14 protein-coding genes and 1 pseudogene are annotated in these 17,469 nt (G+C 71.7%); 5 read left to right on the top strand and 10 right to left on the bottom strand.

Annotation, left to right across the window (positions count from 1 at the left end; translation table 11 throughout):
- Window positions 1-34: 34 nt before the first annotated feature.
- Together hisS and ACFQUZ_RS32070 are read right to left on the bottom strand one after the other, a co-directional pair.
- A complete protein-coding gene (hisS, locus tag ACFQUZ_RS32075) occupies window positions 35-1,360 on the bottom strand; it encodes a histidine--tRNA ligase (RefSeq protein ID WP_377449002.1) in 1,326 nt (441 codons plus the stop codon).
- Window positions 1,361-1,442: 82 nt separating this feature from the next.
- Window positions 1,443-2,159, bottom strand: coding sequence for an MBL fold metallo-hydrolase (locus tag ACFQUZ_RS32070; protein WP_377449006.1), 717 nt, complete (start codon window positions 2,157-2,159; stop codon window positions 1,443-1,445).
- A 218-nt stretch (window positions 2,160-2,377) separates the two neighbouring features.
- Here ACFQUZ_RS32070 and ACFQUZ_RS32065 point away from each other — a divergent pair, with 218 nt between their 5' ends.
- The 3 genes from ACFQUZ_RS32065 (at window position 2,378) to ACFQUZ_RS32055 (ending at window position 5,197) form a co-directional block, all read left to right on the top strand.
- Entirely contained in the window at window positions 2,378-3,289 is a 912-nt protein-coding gene (locus tag ACFQUZ_RS32065; protein WP_377449001.1) for a peptidylprolyl isomerase, read from the top strand.
- A gap of 54 nt (window positions 3,290-3,343) precedes the next feature.
- The gene (locus tag ACFQUZ_RS32060) at window positions 3,344-4,177 is read left to right on the top strand and encodes a peptidylprolyl isomerase (RefSeq protein ID WP_377448999.1); all 834 of its coding nucleotides are present in this window, start codon (window positions 3,344-3,346) and stop codon (window positions 4,175-4,177) included.
- Between the two features lie 147 nt (window positions 4,178-4,324).
- Window positions 4,325-5,197: an NAD(P)-dependent oxidoreductase gene (locus tag ACFQUZ_RS32055; RefSeq protein ID WP_377448997.1), complete on the top strand. Its 873-nt coding sequence runs from the start codon at window positions 4,325-4,327 to the stop codon at window positions 5,195-5,197.
- A 161-nt stretch (window positions 5,198-5,358) separates the two neighbouring features.
- On the opposite strand, the pseudogene ACFQUZ_RS32050 reads toward ACFQUZ_RS32055, so the two are convergent.
- From ACFQUZ_RS32050 to ruvC, 8 genes and pseudogenes are all read right to left on the bottom strand, one after another.
- Window positions 5,359-7,635, bottom strand: a pseudogene (locus tag ACFQUZ_RS32050) (RelA/SpoT family protein); the annotation flags it as partial.
- A 345-nt stretch (window positions 7,636-7,980) separates the two neighbouring features.
- Entirely contained in the window at window positions 7,981-8,544 is a 564-nt protein-coding gene (locus ACFQUZ_RS32045) for an adenine phosphoribosyltransferase (RefSeq protein WP_377448995.1), read from the bottom strand.
- A 21-nt stretch (window positions 8,545-8,565) separates the two neighbouring features.
- On the bottom strand, window positions 8,566-9,762 hold the full coding sequence (secF, locus tag ACFQUZ_RS32040) for a protein translocase subunit SecF (protein WP_377448993.1): 1,197 nt from the start codon (window positions 9,760-9,762) through the stop codon (window positions 8,566-8,568).
- 1 nt (window position 9,763) lies between these two features.
- Window positions 9,764-11,680, bottom strand: coding sequence for a protein translocase subunit SecD (gene secD / locus ACFQUZ_RS32035; RefSeq protein WP_377448991.1), 1,917 nt, complete (start codon window positions 11,678-11,680; stop codon window positions 9,764-9,766).
- A 141-nt stretch (window positions 11,681-11,821) separates the two neighbouring features.
- Window positions 11,822-12,169, bottom strand: coding sequence for a preprotein translocase subunit YajC (gene yajC, locus ACFQUZ_RS32030; protein ID WP_377448989.1), 348 nt, complete (start codon window positions 12,167-12,169; stop codon window positions 11,822-11,824).
- 143 nt (window positions 12,170-12,312) lie between these two features.
- Complete coding sequence (gene ruvB / locus ACFQUZ_RS32025; protein ID WP_377448987.1) at window positions 12,313-13,371, bottom strand: Holliday junction branch migration DNA helicase RuvB; 1,059 nt, start codon at window positions 13,369-13,371, stop codon at window positions 12,313-12,315.
- A gap of 21 nt (window positions 13,372-13,392) precedes the next feature.
- Window positions 13,393-13,995 (bottom strand): Holliday junction branch migration protein RuvA, encoded by a 603-nt coding sequence (ruvA, locus tag ACFQUZ_RS32020; RefSeq protein ID WP_377448985.1) that lies wholly within the window; start codon window positions 13,993-13,995, stop codon window positions 13,393-13,395.
- A complete protein-coding gene (gene ruvC, locus ACFQUZ_RS32015) occupies window positions 13,992-14,519 on the bottom strand; it encodes a crossover junction endodeoxyribonuclease RuvC (RefSeq protein WP_377448983.1) in 528 nt (175 codons plus the stop codon). Before ruvC ends, ruvA begins: the two co-directional genes overlap by 4 nt.
- A gap of 170 nt (window positions 14,520-14,689) precedes the next feature.
- Between ruvC and ACFQUZ_RS32010 the strand changes: the two genes are divergently transcribed.
- A complete protein-coding gene (locus ACFQUZ_RS32010; protein ID WP_377448981.1) occupies window positions 14,690-15,511 on the top strand; it encodes a 3-hydroxybutyrate dehydrogenase in 822 nt (273 codons plus the stop codon).
- A 23-nt stretch (window positions 15,512-15,534) separates the two neighbouring features.
- Complete coding sequence (locus ACFQUZ_RS32005) at window positions 15,535-17,454, top strand: helix-turn-helix domain-containing protein (RefSeq protein ID WP_377449004.1); 1,920 nt, start codon at window positions 15,535-15,537, stop codon at window positions 17,452-17,454.
- Window positions 17,455-17,469 lie beyond the last annotated feature (15 nt).

The raw sequence follows: 17,469 nt of genomic DNA, 5'->3' as shown, positions 1-17,469 counted from the left end.
GGGGTGGGGGCGGGGCGGGGTGGGGGGCCGGGTCTCAGGTCACCGTGGGCTTCAGATCCGCGGGCGGCGGGACCCAACCGTCCGCCACGGCGGACTGCTGCTCACCGGAGCGGATGTCCTTGACCTCGTCGGCCGCCCCGTCCGCGCCGGGAAACCAGACGTACGGGATCCCGCGCCGCTCGGCGTACCGGATCTGCTTGCCGTACTTCGCCGCCGTCGGCGACACCTCGGTGGGGATGCCCCGGCGGCGCAGCGCGTCGGCGATCCGGTTGGCCGCCGGCCGGTGCCGCTCGTCGGCGAGCGCCACCACCACGCAGGTCGGCACGCTTCGCGAGATGCTCAGCTCGTTCGCGCCGAACAGCAGGCCGAGCAACCGGCTCACCCCGATCGAGATGCCCACGCCGGGGAAGGTGGTGGCACCCGCGCTGACCAGGTTGTCGTACCGGCCGCCGGAGCAGATCGAGCCAAACCGCTCGTACCCGCGCAGCTGCGTCTCGTACACCGTGCCGGTGTAGTAGTCCAGGCCGCGGGCGATCCGCAGGTCGGCCACGCACAGGCCGGGCGTGTGCGAGGCCGCCGTCTCCACCACCGCGGCCAGTTCCGCGAGCCCCTCGTCGAGCAGGTCGTGCCGGACCCCCAGAGCCCGCACCGCGTCGACGAACGAGGCGTCCGGGGTGGAGATCTCGGCGAGCGCGAGGCATGCCTTGGCCTGTGCGGAGCTGGCGCCGGCGGTCTCGACCAGCAGGTCCACCACCTTGTCCGGGCCGATCTTGTCAAGCTTGTCCACCGCCCGTAGCGCGGCGGCCGGGTCGGTCAGCCCGAGACCCAGGTAGTAGCCCTCGCAGATCTTCCGGTTGTTGACCTGGATCCGCACCGGCGGGATCGGCAGGGCGGCGAACGCGTCACCCACCACGAGCGGCAGCTCCGCCTCGTAGTGCGGTGCCAGGGTGTCCCGGTCCACGATGTCGATGTCGGCCTGGAGGAACTCCCGGTAGCGCCCCTCCTGCGGGCGCTCACCCCGCCACGCTTTCTGGATCTGGTAACGACGGAACGGGAACTGCAGCTTGCCGGCGTTCTCCAGCACGTACCGGGCAAACGGCACGGTCATGTCGAAGTGCAGACCCAGCGAGGCGTCGGTGGCGTCACCCTCCTCGGCGTGCAGCCGACGCACGACGTACACCTCCTTGGAGGTTTCGCCCTTGCGCAGCAACTGGTCCAGCGGCTCCACGGCGCGGGTCTCCACCGGGGCGAAGCCGTACAGCTCGAAGGTGTTGCGGATCCGGTCCAGGACGTACTGCTCGATCATGCGCTGTGCGGGCAACCATTCGGGAAACCCGGAGATCGGCGTCGGCTTGCTCATGTTTCTCCTGTTCGACGCGTCCCGGCGGGACACGGAAAGCGGCAAGAGTGTGGGCGCGGGGAGCGCCGGGCGTTGGGACGGGCTACAGGCCGCGGGCGGGCGCCGGGTGGGCGCCGCCGTGGTCGGCGACCTCCCGCAGGTACGGGTTGGTCGCCCGCTCCCGCCCGATGGTGGTACGCGGTCCGTGGCCGGGCAGCACGACGGTGTCGTCGGCGAGCGGAAGGATCTTGTCCCGTAGGCTCGTCATCATCGCCGGCAGGCTGCCGCCCGGCAGGTCGGTGCGACCGATCGAGCCGGCGAACAGCACGTCCCCGGAGAGGCAGAGCTGGTCGGCCTCCCAGGGTGAGCCGGCGCCGGGCATCCGGAACAGCACCGACCCGCCGGTATGGCCGGGGGCGTGGTCGACGGTGATCTCCAACCCGGCCAGGGCGAGCGTCGCGCCGTCGGTCAGCTCCGCCACGTCCTCGGGTTCCGTGTAGGGCAGCCGGCCACCGAAGAGCTGGCGCATCTCGGCAGAGAGCCCGATGGCCGGGTCGGCAAGCATCTCCCGATCGCCCGGGTGGACGTACGCGGTGATCCCCCGGGCGCCACAGACCGGCGCCACCGAGAAGGTGTGGTCGAGGTGGCCGTGGGTCAGCAGCACCGCGGCCGGGTGCAGCCGATGCTCGGCGAGCACCTCGTCCAGCCGATCGAGAACGCCGATCCCCGGGTCGACCACCAGGCACTGCTCTCCCGGCGCCGTGGCCACCACGTAGCAGTTGGTGCCGAAGGCGTCGGCGGGAAAGCCGGTGACGAGCACGGGCGTTCTCCTCATCTTCGACGGTGTCCCGGAACGGTGTCCCCGGCCGAGCCTAGCCCGCCGGACCACCCGGATCATCATCCGATACCACCCCGGAGACCTCGTACACCATTTTCGCAGCCGTTACCCGTACACTCTGGCGGGCGTGTGGGGGGCGCACCCGACGCCGGACGGCCCGCCGCCCGCGCGACGACAGGTACGACAGAGGGGATCTTCGGGTGCCATCCAGCAGGGACCGGCAGCGCAAGCTCGCGCGCGCCAAGCTCGACCGGCAACTGGCCCGGAGGGCCGCCGCGCTGCGCCGCCGTCGGAGGATTCAGGCGGGCGTGGGTGCCGCCGTCGCGCTGGTGCTCGTCGGCGTCGGGGGGTTCTGGGCGTTGGGCGGGTTCGACCGCGAGCCGGAGCCGGTGGCGACCGAGATCTGTTCCTGGACGCCGGTCAACGCCGAGGACAACCCGAACGTCAAGGACGTGGGGCGGCCGGCGACGACGGACCTGCCGACCAGCGGCACCCGGCCGATGACGATCACCACGAACCTGGGTAGGCCGATCACGGTCGACCTCGACCTCACCGATGCCCCGTGCGCCGGAGCGAGCTTCAGCTACCTCGCCGGCAAGACGTTCTTCGACAACACCAAGTGCCACGAGATCACCACCGAGGGCGCGGTACGGTGCGGCGACCCGAGCGGCACCGGCCAGGGCGGACCGACCTACTCGTACGCCGGGGAGAATCTGCCGCAGGCCCCCGAGCCGGCGGCCAGCCCGGCCCCGGGCCAGCCGCCGCTGTATCCCGCCGGAACGGTGGCGCTGGTCGGGAACCCGCCGGGCTCGTACGGCAGCCAATTCTTGATCTTCTTCAAGGATTTCAACCCGTCATCGGCCAGCTACCCTGTGATAGGGCAGGTCACCAGTGGCCTGGAGGTTGTCGCTACGATCGGCGCCGTGCCGACCGTGGACAATGGCAGCGGATCCACGGTCAAGCCGGAGAAGGACGTGGTGATTCAGACCCTCACCGTCGGCGAGGTGAGCACCGCGGCACCGAGCCCCGGTACGCCCAGCGGGTCACCCGCCGGGTCCCCGGGCGCAGCCCCGGCTGCCAGCCCCGCCCCGAGCACCACCGGCCGGTCCTGACCAACCGACGGCCGCCACCGCAGAACAGACCGGACCACTCCAGGAGGAACCACCGTGACGTCCACGAGAGAGCGGCAGCGCGCCGCGGCGCGCGCCCGGCTGGAGAAGGAGATGGCCGAGCGCGCCGCCCGGGCGCGCAAACAGCGCATGGTGCGCAATGCCGTCGCCGGTGGCGCGGTGTTGCTGCTGGTCGTCGCCGGGGGCGTCTGGGCGCTTGTCAACCTGGGCGACGACGACAAGAAGTCGGACACCGCGGCGGACACCGGGACGGCGCAGTGCACCTGGACCGAAATCCCTCCGGGTGAGCGGACTCCCCAGGTCAAGAACGCCGGCCTGCCACCCACGTCGGTGCCGGCCAAGGGCAGCCAGACGATGACTATCGACACCAACCTCGGGCCGATCGCCGTGAAGATGGACCTGGCCGCCGTGCCCTGCACCGCCGCCAGCTTCAACCACCTGGCCAGCAAGGACTTCTGGGACAACACCAAGTGCCACCGCCTGGTGACCGAAGGGATCAAGGTCCTGCAGTGCGGTGACCCCAGCGCGACCGGTAACGGCTGGCGGGAGACCGACGGCCAGGGCGGCCCGACGTACCGGTTCGCCGAGGAGAACCTGCCCACCGACAAGCGGCCGCCGTACCCGGAGGGGGTCATCGCGATGGCGAAGACCCAGGCGCCGAGCAGCACCGGCAGCCAGTTCTTCATCGTGTACGGCGACTCCCAGCTCGACCCGAGCTATACCGTGCTGGGCACCGTGACCCAGGGTATGGATCTGGTGAAGCAGGTCGCCGCGGCCGGCGACGACGGCGCGTTCGCGGCGCAGGCCGGCGGCGGCCACCCGAAGAAGGAAGTCGTCATCAAGGACGTGACCCTGACCCCCGCAGCCTGACCCCCACCCCCGCTCCCGTCCCCGCGATCTTGCACTACTGGCCCCGGAATAACGCCCGAAAGGCGCGAAACGGCAACCCATAGTGCAAGATCGCGATGGGCGGGAGCGGGGCCGTTTCGGCGGGACGGGGACGGGAACGGGTAGGCCATGACGCTGGAGCAGCGCACGGTGGCGTTCCTCGGGCTCGGCGGGATGGGCCGGCCGATGGCGTCCCGGATCCTCGACGCCGGGCACACCCTCTCGGTGTGGAACCGCTCTCCGGACGCCGCCCGACCCTTCGCCGGCCGGGGTGCCCGGGTGGCGGCCGACCCGGCGGACGCGGTCCGGTCCGCCGAGATCGTGATCACCATGGTCACCGACGCCGAGGCGGTGCTCTCCATCGCCGACCATCAGGGCATGCTGGCGGCGATGGCCCCGGGGGCCACCTGGGCCCAGATGAGCACGATCGGCATCAGCGGCATCGAGCGGGTGGCCGCCCTCGTCGCGGACCGGCGGTCCGACGTCACCCTGCTCGACGCCCCGGTCGCCGGCAGCCGAGGGCCGGCCGAGCGGGGCCAGCTGACCGTCTTCGCCGCCGGCCCCGACCAGGTCGCGCCGCGGGTCTCCCCGGTCTTCGACGCCCTGGGCCACCGGACCGTCTGGGTGGGCCCGGTGGGCGCCGGTTCCCGGGTCAAGCTGGTGAACAACACGTTCCTGGCCTTCGTGGCGGAGGGGATCGCCGAGTCGATCGGGCTGGGCCGGAGCATCGGCCTCGACCTGGAGACGATGCTGGCCGCGATGGACGGCAGCCCTCTGGTGTCCACCTGGGCGGCCGCCAAGCTGCGCCGGATCGGCGCGGACGACTACTCGCCCGAGTATCCGCTCGCGCTCGCCGTCAAGGACGTCAACCTCGCGCTGGAAACCGTCGACGTGGACCGGTTTGCCCCGGCCAACGGGCTGGCCGCCGAGTGGCAGCGGGCGATGGGCCAGGGTCTGGGCGGCGAGGACGTCACCGTGCTCGCCCGCGCCCTGCAACGCTGACGCGACGCCGTCGCCGGCATTGTCTCCTCGTGGCCGGTGGCCGCACATCCGCTCCCGGATGGGTCACCCGGTCCACCGCACCTCGGCTCCCGAGTTCGCTACCCCTTGGGCGAACACCACCACAGGCGCGGTCGGACGCCAGGCGCCGACGCGGTCGGAGGTCAGGCGCCCGAGGTCACCCGGTACGCGTCGAAGACCCCGTCCACCTTGCGGACCGCGGCGAGCAGGTGTCCCAGGTGCTTGGGGTCGGCCATCTCGAAGCTGAACCGGCTCACCGCCACCCGGTCGCGGGTGGTGGTGACGGTGGCGGACAGGATGTTCACCCGCTCCTCGGAGAGCACCCGGGTCACGTCGGCCAGCAGCTTGTGCCGGTCCAGCGCCTCGACCTGGATCGCGACCAGGAATGTCGAGGCCGAGGTGAGCTTCCAGGAGACCTCGACGATGCGCTCGCCCTGGACCCTGAGGTCCTCGGCGTTCGCGCAGTCGTCCCGGTGCACGCTGACCCCGCCCGAGCGGGTCACGAAGCCGAACACGGTGTCGGGCGGCACCGGTGTGCAGCACCGGGCCAGCTTGATCCAGACGTCGCTGACTCCGCGTACCACCACGCCCGGGTCGTGGCTGTTGGTCCGGCTCCGGGGCGGCCGGGTGGCGACGGCGGTCTCGGCGATGTCCTCGACCGCGCCCTCCTCGCCGCCGTAGCTGGCCATCAGCTTCTGCACGACGGACTGGGCGGACACCTGGCTGTCGCCGACCGCCGCGTACAGCGACGCCACGTCCGCCAGGTGCAGGTCACGGGCGATGGTCAGCAGGTTGTCGCTGCTCAGCATCCGCTGCAACGGCATCCCCTGCTTGCGCATCGCCTTGACGATCGCGTCCTTACCGGCCTCGATCGCCTCCTCGCGCCGCTCCTTGTTGAAGTACTGCCGGATCTTCGTCCGCGCCCGCGGGCTCTTGACGAAACCCAGCCAGTCCTGTGTGGGTCCGGCGGTGTCCGACTTCGAGGTGAAGATCTCGATGACGTCGCCGTTGGACAGCGTCGACTCCAGCGGCACCAGCTTGCCGTTCACCCGGGCACCGATGCACTTGTGCCCCACCTCGGTGTGCACCGCGTAGGCGAAGTCCACAGGCGTCGACCCGGTGGGCAGCGGGATGACGTCCCCCTTCGGCGTGAAGACGTACACCTCCTGGCTGGACAGGTCGAACCGCAGCGCGTCCAGGAACTCGCTGGGGTCGCTGGCCTCCCGCTGCCAGTCCAGCAGCTGCCGCAGCCAGGTCATCTCGTCGATGTGCGCCGGTGGGCCGACCACCGTGGCGCCCTTCTGCTCCTTGTACTTCCAGTGCGCGGCGATGCCGAACTCGGCGGTGCGGTGCATCGCGTACGTCCGAATCTGCATCTCCACCGGCTTGCCGCTGGGTCCGATGACCGTCGTGTGCAGCGACTGGTACATGTTGAACTTCGGCATCGCGATGTAGTCCTTGAACCGGCCGGGCACCGGCTGCCAGTTCGCGTGGATGACGCCGAGCGCCGCATAGCAGTCCCGCACCGTCTCCACCAGGATGCGGACGCCGATCAGGTCGTAGATGTCGTTGAAGTCCCGGCCCCGGACGATCATCTTCTGGTAGATCGAGTACAGGTGCTTCGGCCGGCCCGTGGTCTCCGCCTTGATCTTGGCGGACTTCAGGTCGGTCTGGACCTTCTGGGTGACCTGACGCAGCAGCGCCTCGCGCTGCGGTTGGTGCTCCCCGATCAGCCGGTTGATCTCCTCGAACCGCTTCGGGAACAGGGTGCCGAACGCGAGGTCCTCCAGCTCCCACTTGATGGTGTTCATGCCCAGGCGGTGGGCCAGCGGGGCGAGGATCTCCAGCGTCTCCTTGGCCTTCTGCTCCTGCTTGGGACGGGGCAGGAAGGTCAGGGTCCGCATGTTGTGCAGCCGGTCGGCCAGCTTGATCACCAGGACCCGGGGATCCTTCGCCATGGCGACAACCATCTTGCGGATGGTCTCCGCCTTGGCCGCGTCGCCCAACTTGACCTTGTCGAGCTTGGTCACCCCGTCGACAAGCAACGCCACCTCGGGGCCGAAGTCGGTGCGCATCACATCGAGGGTGTAGTCGGTGTCCTCGATGGTGTCGTGCAGCAGGGCCGCCACCAGGGTCGTGGTGTCCATGCCCAGGTTCGCCAGGATGGTGGCGACGGCGAGGGGATGGGTGATGTACGGGTCGCCGGACTTGCGGTACTGACCGGTGTGCCACCGTGCTGCCATGTCGAAGGCGCGCTGCAACAACCGCACGTCCGCCTTGGGGTGGCTGGCCCGGTGGGTGGCGATCAGCGGCTCCAGCACCTCGCTGACCTGGGAGGACTGCCACGGGGCGTTGAACCGCGCCAGGCGCGCCCGGACCCGCCGACCGGTCGGAGCGCCGGCCAGGCCGAACCCGCCGGACGTGGTGCCCAACTCCTCGCCGTCGGGGATGGGGGCGGTCTCCCCCATGACGGTCGAGGCGGGCTCGGCGGCGGCGTCGTCGGTGGCCGGCGGCGGAGCCGTCCGGCCTGTCTCGGACGACCGGCTCGCGGCCCCGTCGGCCTCTGTGGGGTGCACGGTGCCCTCCGTTGGAGGGGCGACGTCGTGGGACACCGGCCTCCTCACGCCTCGATACGGACGGACCGCCCGGTATCGGACCGGTCCGGCGCGGCCGGTGAACAGGTCGCCACCGGCCAGGAAAAGGCAATGGTACTCGCCATCGAGGTGACCTGCGGCTCCGCCGACCGGACCGATCGACCAAACGACCTAGAGGGTCAATAGGGCGTGAACCGGACACGGCGCGAGGCGTTCCCGACCCCCCAGGAACGACAGCTCCACGAGCACCGTGAAGCCCGCGAGCGTACCCCCCGCCCGATCCACCAGATCGAGAGTGGCCGCCGCGGTCCCGCCCGTGGCGAGCACGTCGTCGACCACCAGCACCCGATGCCCGGCCGTGAAGGCGTCCTCGTGCACCTCCAGCGTCGCCTCGCCGTACTCCAGCGCGTACGAGGCGGCGAACGCCGGACGGGGCAGCTTGCCGGCCTTGCGCACCGGCACCACACCCACCCCGGTCGCGTACGCGATGGCCGCGGCCACCACGAAGCCCCGCGCCTCGATGCCCACCACCACGTCAAACGAATCCCGACCGTGGTACGCCACGATGCCGTCGACCACCTCGCGGAAGGCGTCACCGTCGGCGAACAGCGGCATCAGGTCCTTGAACACGACCCCGGGCTGCGGGAAATCGGGTACGTCGATGATCCGGTCGGCGACCAACCGGGCGGCCACCACCCCGCTGTCCCCGCGTACCTCGGCTTCGGTCTGGCTCACGCTGCTCCTCTCGCGGCCGATTCAGCGGCGCTTGGTGCCGCTGGGCCGGTTGCCCCCACCCGGCCGGTTGCGGGAACCCGCCGACCGCTTGCCACCCGCCGGGCGCGCCCCCACCTTCGGCGTACTGGAAGCGACCGCGGCGCGGTCCGGCTCGACGTCGGTCGGCTCGTCCGGCTCCGCCGCCCGGGGGGCGGTCGCCGCCTTGCCGGTCGGCGTGCGCCGGCTGCCCGCCTCGCGACCGCCGCCCGCCCGCCGGGCCAGCACCCGCTTGGTGTGCGTCTGGATCCGCTGCTCGCGGTCCTTCAACCAGGACAGCAGCGGGGTGGCGAAGAAGATCGACGAGTAGACCGCGATCCCCTGGCCGACGAAGAGGACCAGGCCGAGGTCCTTCAGGGTGCCGACGCCGAGCAGGCCGGCGCCGATGAACAGCAGGCCACCGACCGGCAGGAGGGCCACCACGCTGGTGTTGATCGAGCGCATCAGCGTCTGGTTGACCGCCAGGTTGGCCGCCTCGCCGTACGTCTGGGTGCTGCTCGCGGTGATGCCCCGGGTGTTCTCCTGGATCTTGTCGAACACCACCACCACGTCGTACAGCGCGAAGCCGAGAATGGTCAGGAAGCCGATGATCGTGGACGGGGTGACCTCGAAGCCGACAAGCGAGTAGACGCCCGCCGTGGCCACCAGGTTGAACAGCAGCGAGGCGACGGCCGCCACCGCCATCCGCAACTCGAAACGCAGCACCAGGTACGCCGTGACCAGGGCCAGGAAGATCAGCAGGGCGTAGAGGGCACGCTCGGTGACCTGACCGCCCCAGGCGGCGCTGACCCGATTCGCGCTGATGTCGGCGGTCGGGATGCCGTACCGGTCGGCGAGCCGCTCCCGGACGTCGGTCGCCTGCTCCGGGCTCAGGTCCGTGGTGCGTACCTCGTAGGTGCCCTCGGCACCGCCGACCCGCTGGGTGGACACCACCCTCCCGTCGCCGCCCAGTTCGTCGTCGACCGCCGTGTCGACCTGCTCAAGGCTGGCCACCCCGGCCGGGATCTGGAACGCGTTGCCGCCCTCGAACTCGATACCCAGATGGAAGCCCCGGATCCCGATGCTGAGCAGTGCCGCGATCATGAGCCCGGCCGCGACGGCGAACCAGAGCTTGCGCCGGCTGACGATCCTGAGGCCGGCCTCGCCCCGGTAGAGGCGGGTAGCCAGTCCGCTACGGGCCATCTCAGGCCTCCTTCACTCGGCGCTGGTTGCGGGTGGCGGCGTCCGACTCCTCGGTCTGCAGGACCCGACCCAGACCGCTGACCCGCGGCGACAGGAACGCCCTGGTCCGGGCGAACATGGTCATGATCGGATGCCGGAACAGGAAGACCACCACAAGGTCGAGCACCGTGGCCAGGCCGAGCGCGAAGGCGAAGCCCTTCACCGTGCCGATCGAGACGATGTAGAGCACCACGGCGGCCATCAGCGTGATGGCGTTCGCCGAGATGATGGTCCGCCGGGCCCGCGCCCAGGCGCGGGGGACGGCGCTGCGCGGACTCCGGCCCTCCCGGATCTCGTCCTTCAACCGCTCGAAGTAGATGACGAACGAGTCCGCCGCCACCCCGAGCGAGACGATGAATCCCGCGATGCCGGCGAGGGTGAGGGTGAACCCGATGCTGCGGCCGAGCACCACCAGGGCGGCGAACACCAGCAGCGCGGACAGGATCAGGCTGAGGAAGATCACCGTGCCGAGCAGGCGGTAGTAGAAGAACGCGTAGACCGCCACCAGGGCCAGGCCGATGCCGGCGGCGAGCAGGCCGGCGCGTAGGTAGCTGGCACCGAGCGTGGCGGTGATGCTCTGCGCCTCCTGCTGGGTGAACGTCACCGGCAGCGCGCCGTACCGGAGCTGGCTGGCCAGCTGGTTGGCGGTCTGGTTGGTGAAGTCTCCGGTGATCTGCGACGTGCCGCTGAGCACACCCTGGATCTCCGGCGCCGAGATCACCTTGTTGTCCAGCACCACCGCGACCCGACACCGCTGCTGGTCACCGAGGGCCGTCGCCTCGCACGCCTGCCCCTCGTTGTTGAACGCCTCGCGGGTCAGGTCGGTCCACTTGCCCTGCCCGTCACCCTTGAAGTCGAGGCTCACCACCCAGCGACCCTGCTGGTCGAGCTGGCCGGAAGCGTCGCCCACGTCGGTGCCGAGCACCTTGCTCACGTCGAGCAGGTATTTCGTTACACCGTCCTCGCAGGACACCGCCTGCTGCTCCGGGTCGGTGATCGACCCCGGCGGTCGCTGGTCGAGCTTGTCGCAGGTGACTTGCGGGACGTTGAACTGCATGGCCGGCGGCAGCACCGCGACCTCTTCCGGGGTCAGCGTCTCGAACGGCTTGAGCTGCTCCAGCACCGCCGGGTCCTGCCCGGCGGGCGCCTGCAGCCCGGAGGCCGCCTGCCACGCCGCCGCACCGACCTTGGCCTGCACGGCGGCGGTGTCCGGAGCCGGGGCGGCCGGTGGCGCGCTGGTCGAGGGGGACGGGGTGGCGCTGGCCGGGACGGACGGGGTCGGCGTCGGCGCGGGTGCCGCGAGGCCACCGCCCTGACCGCCACCGCCCTGGCCCCCACCGCCCGAGGCGGCCGGCGCGGGGCTGCCGGTCGCCGCTGGCGCGGCAGAACCCGACGGCGCCGGGGTGGCCCCCGGGGAGCCGCTGGGCGCCGGTTCGCCGGACGGGGCGGGGGGCGGCGGCGCGGCGGCCGAACCGCTGCCGTCGGCGACCTTGAGCACCTTGCGGAACCGCAACTCGGCCGGGGTACCGATGTTGTCCAGGTTCTGGTCGTTGTCGCCCGGCAGCGAGATGACGATGTTGCGGTTACCCTCGGTCACCACCTCGGCCTCGGCCACGCCGAACGCGTTGACCCGCGCCTCGATGATCCGGCGGGCCTCCTCCATCTGCTGCGCCGACGGTGCCCGGTTGCCCGCCTGGGTGGCCTCCAGGGTGACCCGGGTGCCGCCGATCAGGTCCAGGCCCAGCTTCGGCTCGAGCCGGTCCTGGACGCTGCCCTTCGCGCCGTACGCGAAGAACGCGAGAAGATAGAGGACGACGAAGATCAGCCCGAGCACGGCGAGTTGCCGTCCTGGCCGCATCTGCCCCTGCGGTGGTGCCACGGTAGACCTGCTCTCCCTGCGCGGGCGGCCGCCGATCGATGACGGCGGCGGATCGGGACGCCGGTGTGTCCGGCTGGGTGCCGAGCGGTTCGACGGGTGTCGGCGCGCTCGTCTGGTGATCGACTGGGTGGAGGAGCGGGGTCACTCCTTGACGGTCGCGTCTCCGGTCGCCGGCTCGTCGACCGGGGTCGCGGGCGTCGTCGTCGCCGGAACGACCCGGGCGATCGCCGGCCGCGCGTACCGGGTCTGCACCCCGGGCGCGACCTCGAGCATCACGGTCTCGTCGTCGACGCCGGTGACCGTGCCGTAGAGGCCGCCGATGGTCACCACCTGATCTCCGGGGCTGAGCTTCGACTGCATCTGCTCGGCTTCCTTACGCCGCTTCTGTTGCGGCCGGATCATCAGGAAGTACATGACGCCGAAGAGCAGGACGATCATGAGGATCGGCGCGAGGCCGGCTCCTCCGCCGCTCTGTGCTGCTAGAAGCACGGTATAGACCTTCCCATTGGCCCCGCTTGCCGCGCGGGGGCGCGCAGCGGAGGCGGAATCTCACATCCTGTACGGACCGCGCGAGTCTAATGCCTCAGCCTGAGAACGCCGAACGCGGCACGGATCACGAACCCATCACGGCATCAGGGCTCGGCGGTGAACAGATCGGGCGCCGAAGCGCTGCCGCCACCAAATGTACCATTAGGGGGCGTACGCCCCAGATGGTGCCAGGCAGCGTCGGTGGCCACCCGCCCGCGCGGCGTCCGGGCCAGCAGCCCGGCCCGCACCAGGAACGGCTCGCACACCTCCTCCACGGTGTCCGGCTGCTCCCCCACCGCCACGGCCAGGGTGGACAGCCCCACCGGCCCGCCCCGGAACGAGTCGACAAGCGCGCTGAGCACGGCCCGGTCCAGCCGATCCAGCCCCAGCTCGTCGACGTCGTACACGGTCAACGCCGACCGGGCGGTCGCCAGCGTGACCACCCCGTCGGCCCGGACCTCCGCGTAGTCGCGCACCCGGCGCAGCAGCCGGTTGGCGATCCGGGGCGTCCCCCGCGACCGGCGGGCGATCTCCACGGCGCCGTCCTCGGTGATCGGTACGCCGAGGATGCGCGCCGACCGGTGCAGCAGCGCCTCCAGGTCCGTCGCCGAGTAGAAGTCCAGGTGGGCGACGAATCCGAACCGGTCCCGCATCGGCCCGGTCAGCAGGCCCGACCTGGTGGTGGCACCCACCAGCGTGAACGGCTCGACGTCGAGCGGGATGGCGGTGGCCCCGGGGCCCTTGCCGACCACCACGTCGACCCGGAAGTCCTCCATCGCGCTGTAGAGCAGTTCCTCGGCCGGCCGGGCGATCCGGTGGATCTCGTCGATGAACAGTACGTCGCCCTCGGCGAGGCTGGTCAGCACCGCGGCCAGGTCGCCCGAGCGCTCGATGGCCGGGCCACTCGTCACCCGGATACCGGCGCCCAGCTCGGCGGCGACGATGTTGGCAAGGGTGGTCTTGCCGAGGCCGGGTGGGCCCGACAGCAGGATGTGGTCGGGTGGCGAACCTCGTCGCATCGCCCCCTGCAACAGCAGGTCGAGCTGATCGCGTACCCGGTGCTGGGCGATGAAGTCGGCCAGCCGCTTCGGCCGGACGGTGGCCTCCGCGTCCCGCTCGGCGTCGTCGGCGTACGCCGAGACCAACCCCTCGGGCTCCGTCACGCGCTCGTCCTCCCCCATCCGCTATCGGGTCCGGCCGAGCAGCCGGATCGCCTGCTTGAGCAGCACCGGCACCGGCGGCACCGGGCCGTCGAGGGACTCCGCGACGGCGGCCACCGCCTGGTCCGCCTGGGCGGCGGTCCAGCCGAGCCCGACCAGCGCCTGCTGGACCTGCTCGGACCAGCCGCCGGTGGTGGCCCCGGCCGCGCCGTCCAGTCCGACCGGCACTGGGCCGATCCGGTCCCGCAACTCCAGGACCAACCGTTCGGCGCCCTTCTTGCCGATCCCGGGCACCCGGGTGAGGATGCCGGTGTCCGCGTTCGCGATGGCCTTGCGCACGACGTCCGGCGGGTGGACCGCGAGCACCGCCTGGGCCAGCCGCGGCCCCACCCCACTCGCCGTCTGCAACAACTCGAAGAGTTGCTTCTCGTCGTCGTCGGCAAACCCGTACAGGGTCAGTGAGTCCTCCCGGACCACCAGGCTGGTGGCGAGCCGGGCCGCGGCGCCGACCCGCAGCCCGGCCAGCGTGCCGGGGGCGCAGTGCACCGCCAGCCCGACACCGCCGACCTCGATGACGGCGCCGTCGGGCGACATGGCCGCCACCACACCCCGGACACTGGCGATCATCGGACCCCTCCTCGTCGTACCCGTTCGGCCGCGGCGGCCAGCTTGGACCGGGTGCCGCCGCGCCAGATGTGACAGATGGCCAGGGCGAGGGCGTCCGCGGCGTCGGCCGGTTTCGGCGGGCTGTCCAACCGGAGCAACCGGGTCACCATCGCGGTCATCTGCGCCTTGTCCGCCTGGCCCGAGCCGGTGACGGCAGCCTTGACCTCGCTCGGCGTGTAGGTCTGCACGGGCAGCCCGGCTCGGGCCCCGGCCAGCACCGCGACCGCGCTGGCCTGCGCGGTGCCCATCACCGTCCGCACGTTGTGCTGGCTGAACACCCGCTCGACGGCGACGCTGTCCGGCCGGTGCTCGGCCACCAGGTCGGTGAGCGAGCGGTCCAGGTGCAGCAGCCGCAGCGGCAGGTCGTCGGCCGGGTCGGTGTAGACAACGTAGTAGGCCACCAGCACGCAGGGCCGACCCGGGACACCCTCCACCACGCCGACCCCGCACCGCGTCAGTCCCGGATCGACGCCGAGCACCCGCACCCCGTCTCCTCCCGCCGTACGTGTGTTCGACACCCTAGTGGTAGCCGGTGGTCGGGCGCATCTGACACGCCCGGCCCTGAGGGTGGCCCCCGCCACCACATAGATCCATCCTGGAGTATGTGTCCGCGACCCATGTGCGCCCGGCCACCCGCCTCGTAACTTCATGCGCCATGACGGCAGAACCCTCGCCCGACCTCCGGGCCGCCGACCCGGACCGGCCGGATGTGGCGACGCGCCACGTCGTTCGGCTCGACCTGGCGGGTCGTACCGCGCTGGTGACCGGCGGGGGCAGCGGCATCGGCCGGGCCTGCGCGCTGCGGCTCGCCGACGCGGGCGCCCGGGTGATGGTGGTGGACCGCAACCTGGTGGCCGCGAAGACGGTCGCGGCGGAGATCGGCGGCCGGGCCGAGGGTCTCGACCTGGCCGAGCCCGGCGCGGTGGACAGGCTCGACGCCGCCGTCGACGTGGTGGTCAACAACGCCGGCCTCCAACACGTGGCGCCCGTGCACGAGTTTCCGCCGGACCGGTTCGGCTACCTGCACCGGGTGATGGTCGAAGCACCCTTCCTGATCATCCGGCGGGCGCTACCGCACATGTACGAGCGGGGCTGGGGGCGGATCGTCAACATCTCCTCGGTGCACGGGCTGCGCGCCTCCGCCTACAAGGCCGCGTACGTCTCGGCCAAGCACGCCCTGGAGGGGCTCTCCAAGGTGGTCGCCCTGGAGGGCGCGGCACACGGAGTCACCGCCAACTGCGTGAACCCCGCCTACGTGCGGACGCCGCTCGTCGAGGACCAGATCGCCGACCAGGCGGCCCGGCACGGCATCCCGGAACACGAGGTGATCGAGAAGATCATGCTCGCCCGGGCGGCGATCAAGCGGCTGGTGGAGCCGGACGAGGTGGCGGAACTGGTGGCGTACCTCTGCTCGCCCGCCGCCTCGTTCATCACCGGCGCCTCGCTCGCCCTCGACGGGGGCTGGACGGCCAACTAGGTGATCGAGTGATCTCCGCCAGAATGGGCCTCATGACCTCGCCGATCGAGTTCCTCGAACTGCTCGCCCGGGAGGCCGCGCCCGTCGAGTTCGAAGGCCCGCTGGTGGCCGCCCGCGCGGCTTGTGCGCCGCCCGGGGTACTCGCCGAGCTGGAGCAGGCCAAGGTGGTGGCGCTGCGGGTACGCGCCCTGCTGGAACGCCGCCGGCAACGCGAGGTCGAGCTGTCCGGGTTGTACGACACGGCCAGCGACCTGGCCGGGCTGCGGGACCTGGACGCGGTACTGCACGCGATCGTGCATCGGGCCCGTACGCTGCTCGGCGCCGACGTGGCGTACATGACGCTCAACGACGACGACCGCGGCGACACCTACATGCGGGTCACCGACGGCTCCATCTCGGCCCGGTTCCAGGGACTACGGCTGGAGATGGGCGACGGCCTGGGCGGGCTGGTGGCCCAGTCCGGCACCCCGTACGTGACCGCGAACTATGCCGAGGACGACCGGTTCCGGCACACCGGCGAGATCGACTCCGGGGTGGGCGAGGAGGGCCTGGTGGCCATCCTCGGCGTACCGCTGCGGTTGGGTTCCAGCGTGATCGGCGTGCTGTACGCGGCCAACCGCTCGGCCCGCCCGTTCGCCCGGGAGGAGGTCTCCCTGCTGGTCTCCCTGGCCGCGCATGCCGCGGTGGCCATCGACACGGCCCGGCTGCTGGCCGAGACCCGCGCCGCGCTGGCCGAGCTGTCCGGGGCCAACGCCACCATCCAGGCGCACAGCGCCTCGGTGGAGCGGGCCGCCGCGGCGCACGACCGGATGACCGGCCTGATGCTGCGCGGCGGCGGTGTCGAGGACGTCGCCTCGGCGGTCACCGAGGTGCTCGGCGGGGCGCTGCTGGCGCTGGACGCGGAGGGACGGCCGCTGGCCCGGGTGGGTGAGATCGACGAGCCGGAGCGCGCCGCGCTGGGCGAGGCGGTCGCCGCCTCCCGGACCGAGGGACGCAGTGTGCGGCGCGGTCCGCTCTGGTACGCCGCGGTGGTGGCCGGCACCGAGAACCTCGGCGCCCTGGTGCTGTGCCCCGACGGTGAGCTGGTCGACGCCGACCAGCGGATCCTGGAGCGGGCCGCGTTGGTGACCGCGTTGCTGCTGCTGTTCCGCCGCACGGTGGCCGAGGCCGAGGGTCGGGTCCGCGGCGAACTGCTCGACGACCTGCTCACTCGATCCGTCCGGGACGACGAGGGGTTGCGCGGCCGGGCCCGCCGCCTCGGGGTGGACCTGGACGCTCCGCACGTGCTGGTCGCGGTCGCCGCCGACGCCATCGGCGACAGCGGGTCGGCCCGGCAGCGGGTGGTGTCCTGGGCCACCACCTACGCCTCCACCCGGGGCGGGCTGGCCGCCGCCCGCGACGGCCGGGTGGTGCTGATGCTGCCCGGCACCGAGCCGGGCGACGCGGCCCGGTCGGTGGCCCGGGATCTGGCCCGGGTAACCGGCCGACCGGTGACGGCCGGTGGCAGCGGACCGTCGCACGGCCCCACCGCCCTGGTGACCGCGTTCCTGGAGGCGGACCGGTGCCTGACCGCCCTGTCCGCATTGGGCCGCACCGGGGAAGGGGCCAGCACCGCCGAGTTGGGATTCGTCGGCCTGCTGCTGGGGGCGGTGGGCGAGGGTGGCGACCGGGACGTGGCCCGGTTCCTCATGGACACGGTGGGTCCGGTGGTCGACTACGACGCCCGGCGGGGTACCGCACTGGTGAAGACGCTGGAGGCCTACTTCGGTGTCGGCGGCAGCCTGGCCCGGGCGGCCGAGCTGCTGCACGTGCATGTCAACACGGTGACGCAGCGACTGGAACGGGTGGGCCAGTTGCTGGGCGCCGACTGGCAGCGCCCGGACCGGGCCCTGGAGGTCCAACTCGCCCTCCGCCTGCACCGCCTCCGCCACCCCCCACCCTGACCCCACCCCCACCCC

It is taken from the genome of Plantactinospora sp. GCM10030261 (assembly GCF_042666615.1).
Lineage (GTDB): Bacteria > Actinomycetota > Actinomycetes > Mycobacteriales > Micromonosporaceae > KBS50.
This window is presented reverse-complemented; position numbering and strand designations above follow the sequence as displayed.

Coding starts and splice junctions, on each gene's coding strand:
- ACFQUZ_RS32005 (WP_377449004.1), top strand. CDS start 15,535: ATGGGCCTCATGACCTCGCCGATCGAGTTCCTCGAACTGCTCGCCCGG.
- secF (WP_377448993.1), bottom strand. CDS start 9,762: ATGGCCCGTAGCGGACTGGCTACCCGCCTCTACCGGGGCGAGGCCGGC.
- hisS (WP_377449002.1), bottom strand. CDS start 1,360: ATGAGCAAGCCGACGCCGATCTCCGGGTTTCCCGAATGGTTGCCCGCA.
- ACFQUZ_RS32010 (WP_377448981.1), top strand. CDS start 14,690: ATGACGGCAGAACCCTCGCCCGACCTCCGGGCCGCCGACCCGGACCGG.
- ruvA (WP_377448985.1), bottom strand. CDS start 13,995: ATGATCGCCAGTGTCCGGGGTGTGGTGGCGGCCATGTCGCCCGACGGC.
- ACFQUZ_RS32055 (WP_377448997.1), top strand. CDS start 4,325: ATGACGCTGGAGCAGCGCACGGTGGCGTTCCTCGGGCTCGGCGGGATG.